This window comes from Rhodopseudomonas julia (genome assembly GCF_030813515.1).
GTDB lineage: Bacteria > Pseudomonadota > Alphaproteobacteria > Rhizobiales > Afifellaceae > Afifella > Afifella julia.
Map to the genome: position 1 here is coordinate 605,968 of NZ_JAUSUK010000002.1, position 14,600 is coordinate 620,567.

Sequence of the window (14,600 nt, forward strand, 5' to 3'; positions counted from 1 at the left end):
AGATGGATATCGTTCTTCAAAACATCTCCAAGGCTTTCGACGATTATCCGGCGGTGCACGACATTTCGCTCGCCATCCGGTCGGGCGAGCTCATCGCGCTGCTCGGACCTTCGGGTTCCGGCAAGACGACGCTTCTGCGCCTCATCGCCGGGCTCGAATTTCTCGATCGCGGCCGCATTCTCTTCGGCGACGAGGATGCCTCGGCCAAGAGCGTGCAGGAGCGCAATGTCGGCTTCGTTTTTCAGCATTACGCGCTCTTCAAACAGATGAATGTCGCCGACAATGTCGGCTTCGGCCTGCGGGTGCGCCCGCGTGGAAGCCGGCCCGGCCGGACGGAAATCCGTCGCCGCGCTCTGGAGCTTCTCGATCTCGTGCAGCTTTCAGGGCTCGAAAAGCGCTTTCCGATGCAGCTGTCCGGCGGGCAGCGGCAGAGAGTGGCGCTTGCCCGTGCGCTCGCGATCGAGCCGGCGGTTCTGCTGCTCGACGAGCCTTTCGGCGCGCTCGACGCCAAGGTGCGCAAGGAGCTGCGGCGCTGGCTGCGCGATCTCCACGATCGGACCCGCCATACGACGGTCTTCGTCACCCATGATCAGGAAGAGGCGCTTGAACTTGCCGACCGGGTCGTGGTGATGAATGCCGGCCATGTCGAGCAGGTCGGTACGGCCGATGAAATCTACGATGCTCCGGCCTCGCCTTTCGTGCACGGCTTCATCGGCGAATCCTCGAACCTCCCGGTGATGTTGTCGGGCGGTGCCATCCTCGTTGCGGGTCGCCCGAGCGGACTTGCCGGCGCGGGGGCTGGCGCGGCGCGGCTCTTCTTCCGTCCGGGCCATGTGGATGTGCTCCGGCCGGGCGAGCGCGGCATTGCGGGCGTGGTGACGGGAAGCCGACGCCTGACCGACCGCAGGCGGCTCGAGATTGCGGTCGGTGAGGGCCACCCCGTCGAGATCGACGTGCCCGCGCTGGCGGACGCCGGCAGCATTCTGGAGCTGGGACGCGAGGTGGTGTTTCGCCCGCGTGAATTCCGGCTTTACGGGGAAGGCGAGACGCCCAGGCGGCAAGCGGCGTGACGCGCGTCGTTGCCTTTTGCCGACGCAATCGGCTCATGCGCGAAGTGCACCGACCTACAAATGAGATCGGCCGGCCCTTTGAGAGCCGGCCGATCCAGGCCTCGACGCGAAGGGAGGTCCGCTCCAGGTCGAGACCGGGCGCGCCGATGGCCGCGGCTGGCCTTCGGCGTGCCGAACTCAATTGGTTTCCAGGCGCGCTCCTGCCGCTCGGGGTTCCGTGCGGCCGAGCCTGACGGGCTTTTGGCCTGGAGCTTCCCCGGACATTGATCGATCTCCGTCATCGGCGATCTCGGGATCGCTCTTGGCCGCGGTATCGACCGTCGCCACCACCGACATCCCGGGCGCAAGGCGTTCAGACAAAGGCTGCCCCGGATCGATGGCGATGCGTACGGGCAGACGCTGCGCCACCTTGGTGAAGTTACCGGAGGCGTTGTCGGATTTGATGACGCTGAATTCAGACCCCGTCGCTGGCGAAAAGCGCTCGATATGGCCTGCAAGGCTTGCTCCTTCGAGCGCGTCCACGGTGAAGGTGACCGGCTGGCCGATGCGCATCTTGGCCACCTGGGTCTCCTTGAAATTCGCCACGACCCAGATGTTCTCCGGCACGAGCGCCACGAGTTGCGTGCCGGCGGAGACATATTGGCCGATGCGCGTGCCGACCTGGCCGAGACGCCCGCTTGCCGGGGCAGTGATGTGGGTGTTGTCGAGGTCGATCTCGGCAAGGTGCACGGCGGCTTCCGCACCCTCGACGGCCGCCTTCAGAGACGCGCGATTGACGATGGTCGATTGCAGCTCCTGTCTCGCCACTTCGATCTCCGCCGTGGCTTCATCGTAGGCGGCCTGCGCCTGATCGCGTGTCGAGCGGGTTTGATCGCCGGTCGCCTTGTTGACGACGCCGCGCTCGACCAGGGGCCCGACCCGCTGCCAATCCGCCTCCGCCTGATCGAGAGCGGCTTTCTTGCCGGCGAGCTGCGCCTGGGTGGAGCGGAGCTTTGCTTCCGCCGAACGGCGGCTCTGCTCGGAATTGGCGAGCGCGGCCTTTTGGGCATCGAGTTCCGCGCGCGCCTGTTCGAGCTTCTGCCGGTAGATGCGATCGTCGAGCTGAACGAGGACATCGCCTTTTTCGACGGTCTCGAAATCCTGTACCGGAACCTTGCTCACATAACCCGCCACTTGCGGTGCGATGATGGTCACCGGCCCGCGCACATAGGCGTTCTCGGTCACCTCCACGACGCTGGTGAAGGGGGGAAGACGCCAGGCGTAGAGCACGACGCAGATGCCGAGGAGGCCGATCGTGACGGCGAGGATTGTCGAGAATGAACGCAGGAAATTGAACATCGGGATTACGAAGACTGGGGTTGGAGGGCCAAAGCGGGCTGCCGCTGTTTCATCAGCCAGGCCACGGCGACATGGATCGTGAGTGCCAGAAGAGCCGTTGCGGCGAGCGCGGAGACGGCCAAGAAGGCATCGTTGTAGGCGAGGATGTAGGCCTCTCGGGATGTCGCTTTGGCGAGGAGGGTTGCACCTTCCGCGTGGAGAAGCGTCTGATCGCCGAGGATTCCGGCATAGCTTCTGGATAGCTGTGCGATGCGTTCCGCAACGATCGGATCGGTCGATCTCAGTCCTTCGATCAGCGCTTCGGAGTGAAATTTCTCCCGGATCTGAACAAAGGTCCCGAAGAGGGCCGATCCGAAGAGGCTTCCGAGGCTCTGCGTCGACAGGAAGACGACGACGAAGCTCAAGATATAGTTCGGACCCTTCGTGAACGCGGCGACGATGCCGCGGGCCATCGCCGCGGGCAGGAAGAGAGCGCCACCGAAGGCGACGAGCCCCTGGCTCACCATCAATTGTGCGGGCCGGGTGAGATTGCTCGATTGGCCGTCGAGATAGGCGCCCACACACAGCGCGGTAAGCGCAACGGCATGAATGGCCGGCTCACGCCCCGGTTTCAGGAACATGGCCGAGAGCCAGCCGCCGGCCACCATGCAGGCGAAAACCACCCAATAAAGCGGCATCGCCTGATCGTTGGTGATGTCGAGCTGGCTGAAGAGGCCGCGAATGCCAGCCGATTGTTCCGCGAGCACGGTGCGGAAAATGATCAGTGCGCCGGCGAAATGCAGGATCGGCGGGCTGCAGATCCAGCGGATATCGACGAGAGGATATTTGCGGTTGAGCTCGATGACGGTCGCCAGCGTGAGCGAGGCGAGCGAGATGACCAGGAGCCAGCCGAGCCAGTCGCGCTCGAACCACCAATAGACGCGCCCAAGCGTCAGGAAGACGGCCATACAGCCGAAGCCCACGGCGATCAGGGGATAGCTGATGAAATCGAGAGGATCGACGACCTTCGCCTGGGGCGGTGAGGTGAGCGGCAGCATGTAGACGCCGCAAAAGCAGATCATCGACAGGCCGAGTTCGAAGGTTGTGAGACCGTGCCACTGATCGATGCCGAAGAGCGTCGGCGAAATCAGCCGGGCGATCGGCATCGCCAGAGTGAGGTTGGTCATCGCGAAGGAGACGCCGATCGTCAGCTTCTTTTCGCGCGGCAGCACCTCCATCATGTAGAGGAAGCTCAAGGCAGAGAGGGGTGCGGCGGAGATGCCGGCGATGAAGCGGAGAATGACGGCGCTCTGAAGGTCGCGGGCAAAGGAATTGAGAAGCGCCACGACGACGAAGACGAGGATGGAAAGCTCGGCGAACCGTCGCAGGCCGAACTGGCGGCGCAGCTTCACGAGCGCGAGGGAGAGGGAGGCGTAAGGCGCCATATAGGCGGCCATCAGCCACATCGTCTCCGACTGCGTGGCGCCGATCGAGCCCTGGATCTGGAAAAGATTGGCCCCGACCATTTGCGTGCCGAGGCCCTGGGTGATGCCAAGAAGAGCGGAGGTCGCGATATAGGCGGCCGCCCGTGCCGGATGCTTCGGCACATAGGGCATGGGCTGAATGACGGGTGGCCGCTCAGGCTCGGCCGGTGGGGGCGGCGCGGCCGTGCGGTCGTCGGGGGCTGACGCGTCAGCGGTCTCGGTTTTGTCGGGCGCGGCGGTTTGCCGTGCTTTCGTTGACGGTGTCTCAGAATGCGCGACCTGCGGCTCGCTGGGTGTTCCGTCGGCCACTGCCCTTTTGCCCAGGGGCGGCCGGCGGTCGAGCTTCTCCGCCCGCGGTGCCGGCGTGTGGGCCGCGCCTCTTACGAGGGGGTCCGAGCCCTGGTCGCTCATGCGTCTTTCAGGCATGGGAGCTCACGACTGCGCCGCGATATTGGCGGCGACTTTTTGCAGCGTGAGCGTCGCCTGCCGCAGCTCTTCGGCGTCGATGCCTTCCAGGACCGTGGCTTTCAATTCGCGCGCGAAGGGAAGGATTTCACCGGCTTTTTCGCGACCGGCGTCGGTCAGATAGATGTGCTTGGAACGACGGTCCTCTTCTGCCGCCTGTCGTTCGATGAGGCCGCATTTTTCCAGACCATCGACCAGGCGGACCATGCTCGGTTGTTCGACTTCAAGAAGCTCGGCAAGCTCCGCCTGGCTCGCGCCTTCATGACGGGCGAGGAGCACGAAAAGCCGGGCGCGGGAAAAGGTGAGGCCACGGCTCTTGGCCATGGCGTCGAAGCGGGTGCGCAGCTTGCGCGTGACGTTGGTCACAGCTTCGATGAAGGCGTCATGCGCGGGGGCGTTTTGGGAAGGTGGCATAATACATAGCAAGCTAATTGTGTGTTTGCTATGTAAGGCGTTATCGATGCGACGACAAGGCGCCTTGTCCGAGAGTCGTTATGCTGAATGAAGCAGTCAGGGTTGCGCGATTGGGGGCGCGTCGCGGCTCGCGGGGGGGTAGCCCGATTAGGCTTTCGGAGCGTCGTTCTCGTCAAGCGCCGCGTTCAGCTGTTTCAGAGCGGTGCGAAGCGACACCATGGTTTCGCGCGGCAGGCCGACGCGGCAGATGATTTCTTCGGGCACTTTCGAAGCCGGCATACGCAGGGCGCGCCCGGCCTCGGTGAGGTCGACGATGACACGGCGTTCGTCTTCCGGATCGCGGCGGCGGTCGACGAGACCCTGCGCTTCCAGCCGCTTCAGAAGAGGGCTCAGGGTGCCGAAGTCGAGGCCGAGCGCCTCCTTGAGAGCGCCCACGGAGCGGGGCGCCTTTTCCCACAGAGCGAGCATGGCGATATATTGCGGGTAGGTGAGGCCGAGAGGCTCCAGAAGCGGCCGGTAGAGCTTCGTCATCCGGCTCGACGCCGAATACAGCGCAAAGCATATCTGCGCGTCGAGGGTCGTCGCCCGAAGCGCGTCGGGCGACAAATCGTTCTCAGACGTGTCGTGCGTGTCGCTCACTTCGCCTCGACGGTGATCGCTACGTCCACATTGCCTTTGATGGCTCGCGAATACGGGCATCCCTCATGGGCGAGTGCGACGAGATCCTCGGCCGCTTTCCGGTCGAGGCCGTTCGTCTCGGCCACGAGATCGACATCGAGCCCAAAGGCGGTCTCGGAAACCGATCCCAGGCGCACTTTGACGGTGACCGATGCGCCTTTCAAGGGAAGCTTCTGTTTGCCGGCGAGGAAGCGCATGGCGCTTTCGAAGCAGGCGGCATAGCCGGCGGCAAAGAGTTGTTCCGGATTGGTGGCGCCGCCCTGGCCGCCCATCTCTTTCGGCGTTGCGAGATCGACGCTGAGGAGGTGGTCCGGCGTCTCGGCGTGGCCCTGGCGGCCGCCAACGGCACGGGCTTCGGTTTCGTACAGGACTTTCATGGGAATCCTCGTGTGATATTAAATCGTGTACGATGTAAATAGGCGATTGATCCCGAGAAACAAGCGGCGACGATCAAAAGGAAAAAGACAATTGACAGTATGCTGCTATAATGTATGTATGCTGTCATGATAGAAAAAACGCCTTACCCCTTCGAACATCCGCTCAACGCCCTGGTGCTGGAAGTCTTCCGGCTCAACGGTGCGCTCATCGCGTCAGGCGACGCACTCGTCCGGCCTCTCGGCCTGACGAGTGCCCGCTGGCAGGTGATGGGATCGGTGGCGCAGGGGAGGGGTGGTTTTTCCGTGGCGCAGCTCGCCCGGAATATGGGACTCGCGCGCCAATCTGTGCAGCGCATCGTCGACGAACTCGTCGCGGCCGGCATCTTCGAGCTTACCGACAACCCGCATCACAAGCGGGCGAGGCTCGTGCGGCTGACCGAGAAGGGGGAGGCGCTGTTCGAGGAGGCGACTGCGCGCTGGCTGCCGCATGCCGACGATCTCGCCGCCGTTCTCGCCCCCGGCGAACTGGCGCGGCTGACAGAACTTCTGGCGCAGCTCAGGACCCGGCTGGAAGAGGGGCCGCTTTCTGGAGGTGAAAGATGATCCGCAAACTGCACCCGGCGGCGGGAGGGACCGCCTTTCTCATCATTCTGACGTTCTGGACGTCGACCGTCATCGCCGAGCTCTTCGGCAGCGAGGCCGCGGTCCTCGCGGTCAAGACGGCCATCCTTTGGGGCATGCTTGCGCTGATCCCGGCGATGGCCGCGGTCGGTATGTCGGGTTTCCGGCTCGGAGCAAGGTCGCGCCATCCAAGGATCGCGGCCAAACGCCGGCGCATGCCGGTGATCGCCGCAAACGGGCTTTTCGTGCTCGTGCCGTGCGCGTTCTTTCTGCAGGCAAAGGCGGCGGCCGGCGAGTTTTCCGGCTCGTTCATCGCCGTCCAGGGGATCGAGCTTCTTGCGGGCGGCCTCAACCTCGTTTTGATCGGGCTCAGCCTTCGCGATGGTCTTCTTGTTGCGCGCGAACGCCTGCCGCGCCCGGCATGAGACGATTTATGCCGGTCCTCGCCGTCGAAAACGCGAAAGCCGCCTCCCTGTCGAGGCGGCTTCCAGATCTTGTTCAGCTTGTGGCGGTCAGGCCGCGATCGACTGCGACACTTCCTTGACCTGGCGTGTGGCCTGGTCGATCTGCGCGGCGCTCGAGGCGATCTGAGACATCGACTGCGTGATTTCCGAGACGCCCTGAGCTGCGGTGTGCATGTTGGAGGAGATTTCGCGCGTGACGGACGCCTGCTGCTCGACGGCGGCCGAGATGCCGGACGAGATCTCCTTCACCTGATTGATGATCTGGGAGATCGCTTCGATGGCGCTGACGGCGCTCGAGGTCGATCCCTGCACTTCGCTGATCTGCGTGCTGATCTCGCCTGTGGCCTTGGCCGTTTGACCGGCGAGATCCTTCACCTCGGCGGCCACAACGGCAAAGCCCTTGCCGGCTTCCCCGGCACGCGCCGCTTCGATCGTGGCGTTGAGGGCGAGAAGATTCGTCTGGCCGGCGATATTGTTGATGAGGTCGACGATGTGGTCGATCTTCTGCGCGGAGGTGGCAAGGCCGGAGACGATCCGGTTGGTCTCGTCCGCCTGTTTGACCGCTTCGATCGAAATGGCGAGCGCGTCGGTGACGCGGCGGCTGATTTCCGCGACCGAGGCGGCCATCTCTTCGGCGCCGGAGGCCACGGCCTGCACGGTCGTCGAGGTCTCCTCCGAGGCGGACGCCGCGGTCGATGCCTGACGATTGGTGTGTTCGACGGCCTGCAGGATTTCGCCGAGGTCGATGTCGATGACCTCCTGCGCCTTGGCCCGGCGGAGACGATCTTTGACCTGCGCCGTGCGGTCGGTGGCGAATTTCACCACTTTAATGACGCGGCACTCGCTGTCGAAAATCGGATTGTAGGAGGCCTGGATCCAGACTTCCTTGCCGCCCTTGCCGATGCGCTTGAACTCGCCGGCCTGGAATTCGCCGCGGCGCAGCGCTTCCCAGAACGCCTGATAGCTGGGAGAGGCGACTTCGGACGCCTCCATGAAAATCTTGTGATGTTTGCCCACAATCTCGGAGAGCTCGTAGCCCAGAGCTTTGAGAAAGTTCTGGTTGGCGGTGATGACCGTTCCGTCGGTCTCGAACTCGATGATCGCCTGGGATTTGTGGATGGCGGCAAGCTGGCCTTCATGGTCGAAGCTTTTGAGCTTCGATTGCGTGATGTCGCTGGCGAGCTTCATCACACGATAAGGCTTGCCGTCGCGCCCCATGATCGGGTTGTAGGAGGCCTGGATCCAAACGTCATTGCCGTTCTTGGCTTTGCGCTTGAACTCGGCGGAGAAGTATTCTCCGCCCCGCAGACGCTCCCAGAATTCCCGATAGGCTTTGCTGTCGCGGTCTTTCTCGTCGACGAAGATTGCGTGCTTGCGGCCTCTAATCTCCTCGAGCGTATAGCCCATCGTCTTCAGGAAGTTCTCGTTGGCCGTGATGATCGTGCCATCGAGCTCGAATTCGATGATCGCCTGCGAGCGATTGAGGGAGGCAAGTTGGTCGCTCAGAGCGTTCATATTGCGAAGGAAAGCCATGGGGTGCCATTCAGTTGATCCACTGCCTCCATTGCCTGCGAAAGCTGGTGCGGGGCTTAACGCTTCGGCAAGCCGCGGCGGGAATATCTTGGCGCGGCACACAAAGCCCTATTCGCCGGCAAGAATCGCAACGGCTATCTTCTTGCCTTCACCATCGGCGACAATGACCAGCCCAATTCCTGTCAACGCATTATTGAGAAGCATCTCTCGGTAGTCGTCGTTTTTGAGCCATTGTCCGATGAAGAAGCGCACGTCCGCATCCGTCGCCTCTGCCCCGCATCCGCTGCAGCTTCCAGCCACCACCCGGAACCGCCGAAAGGTCGTCTCGGCCGGCAATGCGTTTTGAAGGTTGCGGAGATCGTCGAGCGACGCACCTTTCACTGTCTCGGGCAACATCTCAGATGCCGTCGCAACCAGAGCATCGTCGGCAAAGACGCTCTTTTCGTCTGAACGGGCCGCATTGATGAGTTCTGCGGCCAGTTCCGTCTGAGCTTCTGGAGCGAGCGGTTCGGCTGCTCCTGCATCTCCATCCGCCCCACTTGTCCGCGGTGTGCCGGGACCGGCGAAATTCTGTACCGCGTAGCGGCGCCCATCGGCATTTTCCGCAAGGCCGAAGCCATATTCTGTGAGGCCCTTGCGCAGGATGTTGGCGCGGTGTTTTGGGCTTTGCATCCAGCCTTCGTGGAGATCTGCAACCGCCGCGGCATCGGCCGGAACCGCGCAGCCGCTACATTTGGCAATATTCTCGGCGACGAGCCGACCGGGATTGCCGCCTGCCGCCTGATAGCGGTCCATGACGGTGCGTCCCTCGGGCGTGGTGTGGCTGTAGTAATTCCGCTCAAGCATGTCACGCGCGTGAGCCTGTGCCGCCTGGTTCAAGGTCTCGCTCAGCGTGAGCGGCGGGAGACTGGCCTCAGCGCGGGCTTCGTTGACGAGACGCAGGCTCTCCTGCCGCAGAGCATCCATCTCGTTCGGTCTCGCGGCCGGTGTCCTGGCCGGTGTCTCTGCCGGTGTCTGGGCCGCAGCCGTATCGAAGACGCCGGCGAAGGAGAAGAGAAGCGCGAGTGAAAGGGCGCGTGCGGTGAGGAGGGCGGAATGAAACATGGCATGCCTTGGACGGAGTGTTGACCAGGGGTCAACACTTCAGATGACGCCATGCTCCGTGGGAACGGCGACCAAGTGTCGTTCGAGACTTGGATCCTGCCGCGTGGGCGGCAGGATCGACGTCAGATGGAAGCTGCCTCGACGCTCAGAAATTGCGGGATGCCGCAAACTCCGCCGGCGTCACGCGGCCGTCTTTGTTGTAGTCCGCCGCGGCAAAACGGCTCTTGCCCGAGGCCATGAACTCGTCCTGCGACAGGCGACCATCCTTGTTGGTGTCGGCCTGCGTGAAACGCGCTTCCTTGCGCTGCGTCATCTGGGCCGCACGCGGGCCCTGGCCGCCGCCCGGACCGAAGGCGAAGCGGACGGACATGTATTCGTCCTTCGTCAGCTGGCCGTCGCCGTTGCTGTCCATCGTATCGAAGACGGACTGGTGCCAGGCGGTCGCTTCGCCCAGCGAAATCACGCCGTCGCCATTGGTATCCATGGCGTCGACGCGGGCGGCCATGCCCTGGCCCATGCCTTGACCCATGCCGCGTCCCATGCCTTGGCCCTGACCCATTCCCTGGCCCATGCCTTGACCGGGACCCTGCTGCGCCCATGCGGGCGACAATGCCATTGCAGCAGCCAGCACAGCAGGCGCTGCAATCTGCACAAATGCCCGTCTCGGTGCGGTGCGATCGTTTCTCATTTCGCTCTCCTTCCGACACGTGCCCCCTCAAGCCTACATACACCTTCTGCGTGGCGTTGCCTTGACGGAGGGCAAGGTGCTCTGCGTCTTATTCACGCGTACGAATAGAATAATATCAAGAAAAGAAAGCCGGATGACGGTCGGTCATCCGGCTCAAGTTGGTCCAATGAAGAGGGATTTCGAAGAGACGGCGCTCTCAGCGGCCGGGAGCCACCATGCGCAAGAGAGACGGGCGCGTGACCCAGAGCTTCAGAGCCCCCAGGACATGCACCAGGAAGAGAACGAGGATCACCTTGCTCGTGACGACGTGCACCGTCTCGAACACCTCGTGCAGGGCGTGGTTTTCGGCAAGCGGGCTCGGGATCGCGAACAGGCCGAAGACCGGCAGGGAGTGACCTGTGGTCCAGATGGTCAACGGACCGGAGACGATGAGGATCGTCAGGCAGAGGAGGAGCCCGACCTGAACGGCGCGCGCGAAAATACGCAAGGCGGGCGCTTCGTCCGGACTGTCGGGCAAGGTGCTGAAGAGCCGCCAGAGGACCCGTCCCGCCAGAACGGCGAATAGGACGACACCGACCGAAACGTGCAGATCGAGCGCCGCGGTCCTTTCCGGTCCGCGGGGCAGGTCTTCCATCTGATTTCCAAGGAGCCAGAGGGCGATGATGCCCGCGGCTGCAAGCCAATGGATGGCGAGCGAGAGCGCGCCATAACCGCTTCGAGTATCTTCAACCTGCATGCGCGTGCTTCCCTAAAGGAATGGCGATGCGGGCGTCATATATCCGAACGCGAATATCAGCCAATGAAGCTTTGGTAAGGAAGAAAGCTGCGGCATAAGGAGCGATCGCGGAACATGCCGTAAATCGGGCCGTTTTTCCTGGGACCCACCGCTTTTTGCGACATCCTGCCCCGGAGAACAGAATGCCCACTCAAGCCGAGCCGCTTTATTCCGCCCATCCCTCGATGTTCAAATCGAGCCCGCTGCTCTTCATCATCTGCGTCGTCACGATTCCGGTCCTCGTTGGCCTCATCGTGATCCTCGGGTGGTACATCAAGACGCGCTCGGAGCGCTTCACAATCACGGCCGATGAGGTGCAGTACGAGGTCGGGCTGTTCTCCAAGCAGATCAAAGAGATGAAGCGCAGCTCCGTGCGCTCTGTGAACGTCGACCAGTCGTTTGTCGACCGGATCGTCGGCGCTGCCAAAGTGACGATCTACTCCGCGGGCGATGAGCCGGAGATCGTGGTCAGCGGCTTGCCCGAGCCCGGACGGTTGCGTGAGCTCCTCTAGGAGAGGGCTCCTGGCGCAAAGCCGCGAGGCCGGCAGCGCGATCAGCGCCTGCTGGCTGCGCTTTGCGTGAGACGCTTTGAGAGAGAAATTGCGGCTGAACGAGCGAGAGCCGGGAGATCGTCCCGGCTTGTACGGCTCATGCAGTTCCGGCCTCTCCAGCTGTGGTCAGGCGCGGGTGCGCTCTGCCGGCAAGAGAGGTTCGGCCGGCAAGGAAGATTCGGCCGGAAATGAAGCTCGGCCGGAAAAGAGAAACTCGGCCGGAAAAGAGAGGCTCAGAGGCCCGGCTTGGCGCTCGTCAGACCTTGTGCGGCCTTTGCCGATCCGACCGGCGCCCGACCTTTTGCCCGCGATACGACCGGCGGAATGCTGGCCGCCAGCTGCCTGTCCGCGTTGTTGCCGTCGAAACGGGTGGATCGCTCCGTGAGAAATGTCTGCGTCGTCTTCATGCTGTTCCCTTTCCAACACTGATGGTGAGGCTTCTTGCGAGGAAAATTTTTCCTCGTTTCAGCCTTCTCCTGCCATGCCCGGAAAGAGCGGTTCCTCCTGGCCCGTCTGTCCGTTGATCTGGTCGAGCCAGGCGCGGACATGTTCTTGGGTGTAGGCTTGGTGGCTGAGCTCGTTCTCGTCGATGCGTTCCGTGATGTCGTCGAAGAGAAGCTCATGCGTCGTGCCGGAAAAGGCCGCCGCATCGATGCCGTCGGTCGTGCCGATCTGATAATTCGGATCAAGGCCGTGTTCGGTCTTCACCAGCCGAAGCTGCAATGTGTCCGTCGCCGCGCCGAGCGCCTGAGAGGCAAAGTCGAAATTGCGCAAAATGCCGGTGACGAAGGCTTCCGGGTGGTGCAGTCGACCGACTTGCGGAATCTGAAAATCACTCATGATGGTCCTGTATTTGCAGGTCTTCATGGGCAATGGCGGCGGGGCCGCTCCGGTTCCCGAGGAGACCTGCTCGTTGTCGCCAGCTCTGCAGGCTTGGCGCGCAGCTCTGTTCATGCCACAGCGGGCTTGCGCCGAACTGAAGGAAAATGCCGATGAGCCGCCTGGAAAGCACGATCAACCGCCTCATTGCGCAAAAAGTGCTTCTCGATCACGCGGCGGCGTTGATCGACACGCGGGAAGGGCCGGTCTTCGAACTCGGGCTCGGCAATGGCCGCACATTCGACCATCTGCGCCAGATTTTTCCGCAGCGGGACATCTTCGCCTTCGATCGATCCATACGCGCCCATGCGGGCTGTATTCCGGATGCGGAGCATATGGTGGTCGGCGATATGCGCGACACGCTGCGGCTCGTTCACCCGCGCGTCCCAGCCAAACCTGTGCTCATTCATGCGGATATGGGGGCGGGTGATCCGACCGCCGATCTCGCGACGCGCGAATGGCTTTCGCCGCTCGTCGCAGCCTGGGCGGCTGATGGTGGCTATGTGCTGAGCGACAGACGTCTCGAATTGCCGGGCTTTACGGAGATCGAGCGTCCGGCCGAGGCCCCCGTCTCGCCGCATATTCTTTATCAGAAGGTCGCCTGAGTCGCCTAAAGTCGAGACGCAGAAAGCCCCGGCTGAGCCGGGGCTTTGCAGGGTTCGGCCTGTGCCGGACGAAGGCTCGACTGATCAAGCCGCCTTCTTGTTGAGCTCGCTCTCGCCGACCTTACTGAGCTTGGCGTCGGCGCTCTTTTCTTCCTCAAGGGTTTCCCCGAGGCGCTTCGCGGCTTCCTTGTGGCCGAGAAGATGGGCCCAGGACTCAAGAGTGCCGTAGCGGGCGATCTCGTAATGCTCGACGGCCTGCGCCGCGGCGGCCATCGCTGCGTCACGCGTTTCGCCGTCGGAGATCTCGCTCATCAGCTCTTCGGCTTCGGTGATGATGCCCTGGATCGCCTGACAGGTTTCGCCTTCCGGCTTGACGCCGACGAGGCCGAAAACCGCCTCCAGACGATCGACGTGACCCTTGGTCTCTTCGAGATGCGTTTCGAAGAGGTTCTTCAAGTCCTTGTTTGTCGCCTTGTCCGCCATTTTCGGCAGAGCCTCGAGAATTTGCTTCTCGGCGAAATAGATGTCTTTCAGCGTGTGAACGAAGAGTTCTTGCAGATTCTGAATAGCCATTCTCGTCTCCTTGTCTTCGTTGCGAAGAGGTCACGAGGAAAACTTGTGGAACGGGCTCTCGTTCCGGGGGCGACGGCGTTTTTCGTTTAGCCGTCGTGAGAGGCCAGAAATCCGCCAGTGAATGTGTCAAATAATTGGCACAACGATATTTTTGAGTTTCGTCACGTGTTCGGGGATGGCGATTTCATGGGCCTTTGCACGTGTGCGAAGGCGTGCACCGACGCGCTCGGCTTCGCGCAAGTAATTTTGGCCAGTGCGGTGCGTTTTCTTCTGCGCAGGTGAGGGGCTTGCGCCAGGGAGACACCCCGCCTCATTGTTTGTCGCAGCCAAAGAAGCTAGCCCCTATCTCGAACCGTTCTATGCGGGCCGTGACGGCGGTCCGCTTCATGCGGCGTTGAGGAGCCTCGTCACATGTTTGTTCTCATCCTGGGCCTCATCCTCTTCCTCGGCGCCCATTCGGTGCGCCTTTGGGGAGAGGATTTTCGTGACCGCATGATCGCCGAGCGCGGCGACGGGATCTGGAAGGGCGTCTACTCGCTCGCCTCTGTCGTCGGGATCGTTCTCATCGTGTGGGGATACGGCCTCACGCGTCTCAACCCGATCGATGTCTGGTATCCGCCGATCTGGACACGCCACCTTGCCATTCTGCTCAACGCGGTCGCCTTCGCCCTGGTGGCGCTCAACGGCTCCACGGGTCCGATCCGCGCGGCGGTCGGGCACCCGATGGTGCTCGGCGTGAAGGTCTGGGCTTTCGCCCATCTCCTCGCCAACGGCCGTCTCGGCGACATCCTCTTGTTCGGCGCTTTCATGATCTGGGCGATCGTCGACTACGCCGGTTCGCGCCGTCGCGACAAGCGCGAAGGCGTCGTGCGCATGGCCGGTCCGTGGAAGCCTGAGCTTATTCGTATGGGTATCGGGCTTGCGCTTTGGCTTGTGTTCCTGCTCTTCCTGCATCAATGGCTGTTCGGCGTCTCGCCGCTTGGATGAGCGCGGGCTGCGCTG

The 14,600-nt window shown here is 62.6% G+C and carries 18 protein-coding genes; 6 read left to right on the forward strand and 12 right to left on the reverse strand.

Annotated elements, in window-relative coordinates:
• Window positions 1-2: 2 nt before the first annotated feature.
• Window positions 3-1,070, forward strand: coding sequence for a sulfate/molybdate ABC transporter ATP-binding protein (locus J2R99_RS12030; RefSeq protein WP_307154712.1), 1,068 nt, complete (start codon window positions 3-5; stop codon window positions 1,068-1,070).
• A 177-nt stretch (window positions 1,071-1,247) separates the two neighbouring features.
• On the opposite strand, the gene J2R99_RS12035 is transcribed toward J2R99_RS12030, so the two are convergent.
• The 5 genes from J2R99_RS12035 to J2R99_RS12055 form a co-directional block, all read right to left on the reverse strand.
• On the reverse strand, window positions 1,248-2,408 hold the full coding sequence (locus J2R99_RS12035) for an HlyD family secretion protein (RefSeq protein WP_307154713.1): 1,161 nt from the start codon (window positions 2,406-2,408) through the stop codon (window positions 1,248-1,250).
• Window positions 2,409-2,413: 5 nt separating this feature from the next.
• Window positions 2,414-4,003, reverse strand: coding sequence for an MFS transporter (locus tag J2R99_RS12040; protein WP_307155695.1), 1,590 nt, complete (start codon window positions 4,001-4,003; stop codon window positions 2,414-2,416).
• A gap of 300 nt (window positions 4,004-4,303) precedes the next feature.
• Window positions 4,304-4,750: a MarR family winged helix-turn-helix transcriptional regulator gene (locus J2R99_RS12045; RefSeq protein ID WP_307154714.1), complete on the reverse strand. Its 447-nt coding sequence runs from the start codon at window positions 4,748-4,750 to the stop codon at window positions 4,304-4,306.
• A gap of 147 nt (window positions 4,751-4,897) precedes the next feature.
• Window positions 4,898-5,356: a MarR family winged helix-turn-helix transcriptional regulator gene (locus J2R99_RS12050; RefSeq protein ID WP_307155696.1), complete on the reverse strand. Its 459-nt coding sequence runs from the start codon at window positions 5,354-5,356 to the stop codon at window positions 4,898-4,900.
• A 29-nt stretch (window positions 5,357-5,385) separates the two neighbouring features.
• Window positions 5,386-5,805 carry an organic hydroperoxide resistance protein gene (locus J2R99_RS12055; protein WP_370872357.1) on the reverse strand — a complete coding sequence of 140 codons (420 nt, stop codon included), beginning with the start codon at window positions 5,803-5,805 and terminating at the stop codon, window positions 5,386-5,388.
• A 126-nt stretch (window positions 5,806-5,931) separates the two neighbouring features.
• On the opposite strand from J2R99_RS12055, the gene J2R99_RS12060 reads away from it, so the two are divergent.
• On the forward strand, window positions 5,932-6,408 hold the full coding sequence (locus tag J2R99_RS12060) for a MarR family winged helix-turn-helix transcriptional regulator (protein WP_307154715.1): 477 nt from the start codon (window positions 5,932-5,934) through the stop codon (window positions 6,406-6,408).
• A complete protein-coding gene (locus J2R99_RS12065) occupies window positions 6,405-6,851 on the forward strand; it encodes a hypothetical protein (RefSeq protein WP_307154716.1) in 447 nt (148 codons plus the stop codon). The genes J2R99_RS12060 and J2R99_RS12065 overlap by 4 nt, the downstream gene beginning before the upstream one ends.
• Window positions 6,852-6,938: 87 nt before the next feature.
• Here the strand turns inward: J2R99_RS12065 and J2R99_RS12070 are convergent, their stop codons facing one another.
• The 4 genes from J2R99_RS12070 to J2R99_RS12085 all read right to left on the reverse strand — a co-directional run bounded on the left by J2R99_RS12070 (window position 6,939) and on the right by J2R99_RS12085 (window position 10,951).
• On the reverse strand, window positions 6,939-8,423 hold the full coding sequence (locus tag J2R99_RS12070; protein ID WP_307154717.1) for a methyl-accepting chemotaxis protein: 1,485 nt from the start codon (window positions 8,421-8,423) through the stop codon (window positions 6,939-6,941).
• Between the two features lie 108 nt (window positions 8,424-8,531).
• Window positions 8,532-9,527, reverse strand: a complete 996-nt coding sequence (locus J2R99_RS12075) for a CAP domain-containing protein (protein ID WP_307154718.1) — start codon at window positions 9,525-9,527, stop codon at window positions 8,532-8,534.
• Between the two features lie 145 nt (window positions 9,528-9,672).
• A complete protein-coding gene (locus J2R99_RS12080; protein WP_307154719.1) occupies window positions 9,673-10,056 on the reverse strand; it encodes an EF-hand domain-containing protein in 384 nt (127 codons plus the stop codon).
• Window positions 10,057-10,411: 355 nt separating this feature from the next.
• Window positions 10,412-10,951: a cytochrome b gene (locus J2R99_RS12085; RefSeq protein ID WP_307154720.1), complete on the reverse strand. Its 540-nt coding sequence runs from the start codon at window positions 10,949-10,951 to the stop codon at window positions 10,412-10,414.
• A 182-nt stretch (window positions 10,952-11,133) separates the two neighbouring features.
• Here J2R99_RS12085 and J2R99_RS12090 point away from each other — a divergent pair, with 182 nt between their 5' ends.
• Window positions 11,134-11,502 (forward strand): PH domain-containing protein, encoded by a 369-nt coding sequence (locus tag J2R99_RS12090; protein WP_307154721.1) that lies wholly within the window; start codon window positions 11,134-11,136, stop codon window positions 11,500-11,502.
• A 272-nt stretch (window positions 11,503-11,774) separates the two neighbouring features.
• On the opposite strand, the gene J2R99_RS12095 is transcribed toward J2R99_RS12090, so the two are convergent.
• Window positions 11,775-11,948 carry a hypothetical protein gene (locus tag J2R99_RS12095; RefSeq protein ID WP_307154722.1) on the reverse strand — a complete coding sequence of 58 codons (174 nt, stop codon included), beginning with the start codon at window positions 11,946-11,948 and terminating at the stop codon, window positions 11,775-11,777.
• Window positions 11,949-12,006: 58 nt separating this feature from the next.
• Window positions 12,007-12,381 carry a Plus-3 domain-containing protein gene (locus tag J2R99_RS12100; protein WP_307154723.1) on the reverse strand — a complete coding sequence of 125 codons (375 nt, stop codon included), beginning with the start codon at window positions 12,379-12,381 and terminating at the stop codon, window positions 12,007-12,009.
• 152 nt (window positions 12,382-12,533) lie between these two features.
• Here J2R99_RS12100 and J2R99_RS12105 point away from each other — a divergent pair, with 152 nt between their 5' ends.
• The gene (locus J2R99_RS12105; RefSeq protein WP_307154724.1) at window positions 12,534-13,025 is read left to right on the forward strand and encodes a class I SAM-dependent methyltransferase; all 492 of its coding nucleotides are present in this window, start codon (window positions 12,534-12,536) and stop codon (window positions 13,023-13,025) included.
• A gap of 84 nt (window positions 13,026-13,109) precedes the next feature.
• Here the strand turns inward: J2R99_RS12105 and J2R99_RS12110 are convergent, their stop codons facing one another.
• Window positions 13,110-13,598: a YciE/YciF ferroxidase family protein gene (locus tag J2R99_RS12110; protein WP_307154725.1), complete on the reverse strand. Its 489-nt coding sequence runs from the start codon at window positions 13,596-13,598 to the stop codon at window positions 13,110-13,112.
• Window positions 13,599-14,009: 411 nt separating this feature from the next.
• Between J2R99_RS12110 and J2R99_RS12115 the strand changes: the two genes are divergently transcribed.
• Entirely contained in the window at window positions 14,010-14,585 is a 576-nt protein-coding gene (locus J2R99_RS12115; RefSeq protein ID WP_307154726.1) for an NnrU family protein, read from the forward strand.
• The last annotated feature ends 15 nt before the right edge of the window (window positions 14,586-14,600 follow it).

Excerpts from the sequence above, each read along its gene's own strand:
- J2R99_RS12100 (WP_307154723.1), bottom strand. The coding sequence starts at position 12,381 with ATGAGTGATTTTCAGATTCCGCAAGTCGGTCGACTGCACCACCCGGAA.
- J2R99_RS12055 (WP_370872357.1), bottom strand. The coding sequence starts at position 5,805 with ATGAAAGTCCTGTACGAAACCGAAGCCCGTGCCGTTGGCGGCCGCCAG.
- J2R99_RS12070 (WP_307154717.1), bottom strand. The coding sequence starts at position 8,423 with ATGGCTTTCCTTCGCAATATGAACGCTCTGAGCGACCAACTTGCCTCC.
- J2R99_RS12030 (WP_307154712.1), top strand. The coding sequence starts at position 3 with ATGGATATCGTTCTTCAAAACATCTCCAAGGCTTTCGACGATTATCCG.
- J2R99_RS12075 (WP_307154718.1), bottom strand. The coding sequence starts at position 9,527 with ATGTTTCATTCCGCCCTCCTCACCGCACGCGCCCTTTCACTCGCGCTT.
- J2R99_RS12045 (WP_307154714.1), bottom strand. The coding sequence starts at position 4,750 with ATGCCACCTTCCCAAAACGCCCCCGCGCATGACGCCTTCATCGAAGCT.
- J2R99_RS12090 (WP_307154721.1), top strand. The coding sequence starts at position 11,134 with ATGCCCACTCAAGCCGAGCCGCTTTATTCCGCCCATCCCTCGATGTTC.
- J2R99_RS12060 (WP_307154715.1), top strand. The coding sequence starts at position 5,932 with ATGATAGAAAAAACGCCTTACCCCTTCGAACATCCGCTCAACGCCCTG.
- J2R99_RS12040 (WP_307155695.1), bottom strand. The coding sequence starts at position 4,003 with ATGCCCTATGTGCCGAAGCATCCGGCACGGGCGGCCGCCTATATCGCG.
- J2R99_RS12110 (WP_307154725.1), bottom strand. The coding sequence starts at position 13,598 with ATGGCTATTCAGAATCTGCAAGAACTCTTCGTTCACACGCTGAAAGAC.
- J2R99_RS12065 (WP_307154716.1), top strand. The coding sequence starts at position 6,405 with ATGATCCGCAAACTGCACCCGGCGGCGGGAGGGACCGCCTTTCTCATC.
- J2R99_RS12095 (WP_307154722.1), bottom strand. The coding sequence starts at position 11,948 with ATGAAGACGACGCAGACATTTCTCACGGAGCGATCCACCCGTTTCGAC.
- J2R99_RS12105 (WP_307154724.1), top strand. The coding sequence starts at position 12,534 with ATGAGCCGCCTGGAAAGCACGATCAACCGCCTCATTGCGCAAAAAGTG.
- J2R99_RS12115 (WP_307154726.1), top strand. The coding sequence starts at position 14,010 with ATGTTTGTTCTCATCCTGGGCCTCATCCTCTTCCTCGGCGCCCATTCG.
- J2R99_RS12085 (WP_307154720.1), bottom strand. The coding sequence starts at position 10,951 with ATGCAGGTTGAAGATACTCGAAGCGGTTATGGCGCGCTCTCGCTCGCC.
- J2R99_RS12080 (WP_307154719.1), bottom strand. The coding sequence starts at position 10,056 with ATGGGTCAAGGCATGGGCCAGGGCATGGCCGCCCGCGTCGACGCCATG.
- J2R99_RS12035 (WP_307154713.1), bottom strand. The coding sequence starts at position 2,408 with ATGTTCAATTTCCTGCGTTCATTCTCGACAATCCTCGCCGTCACGATC.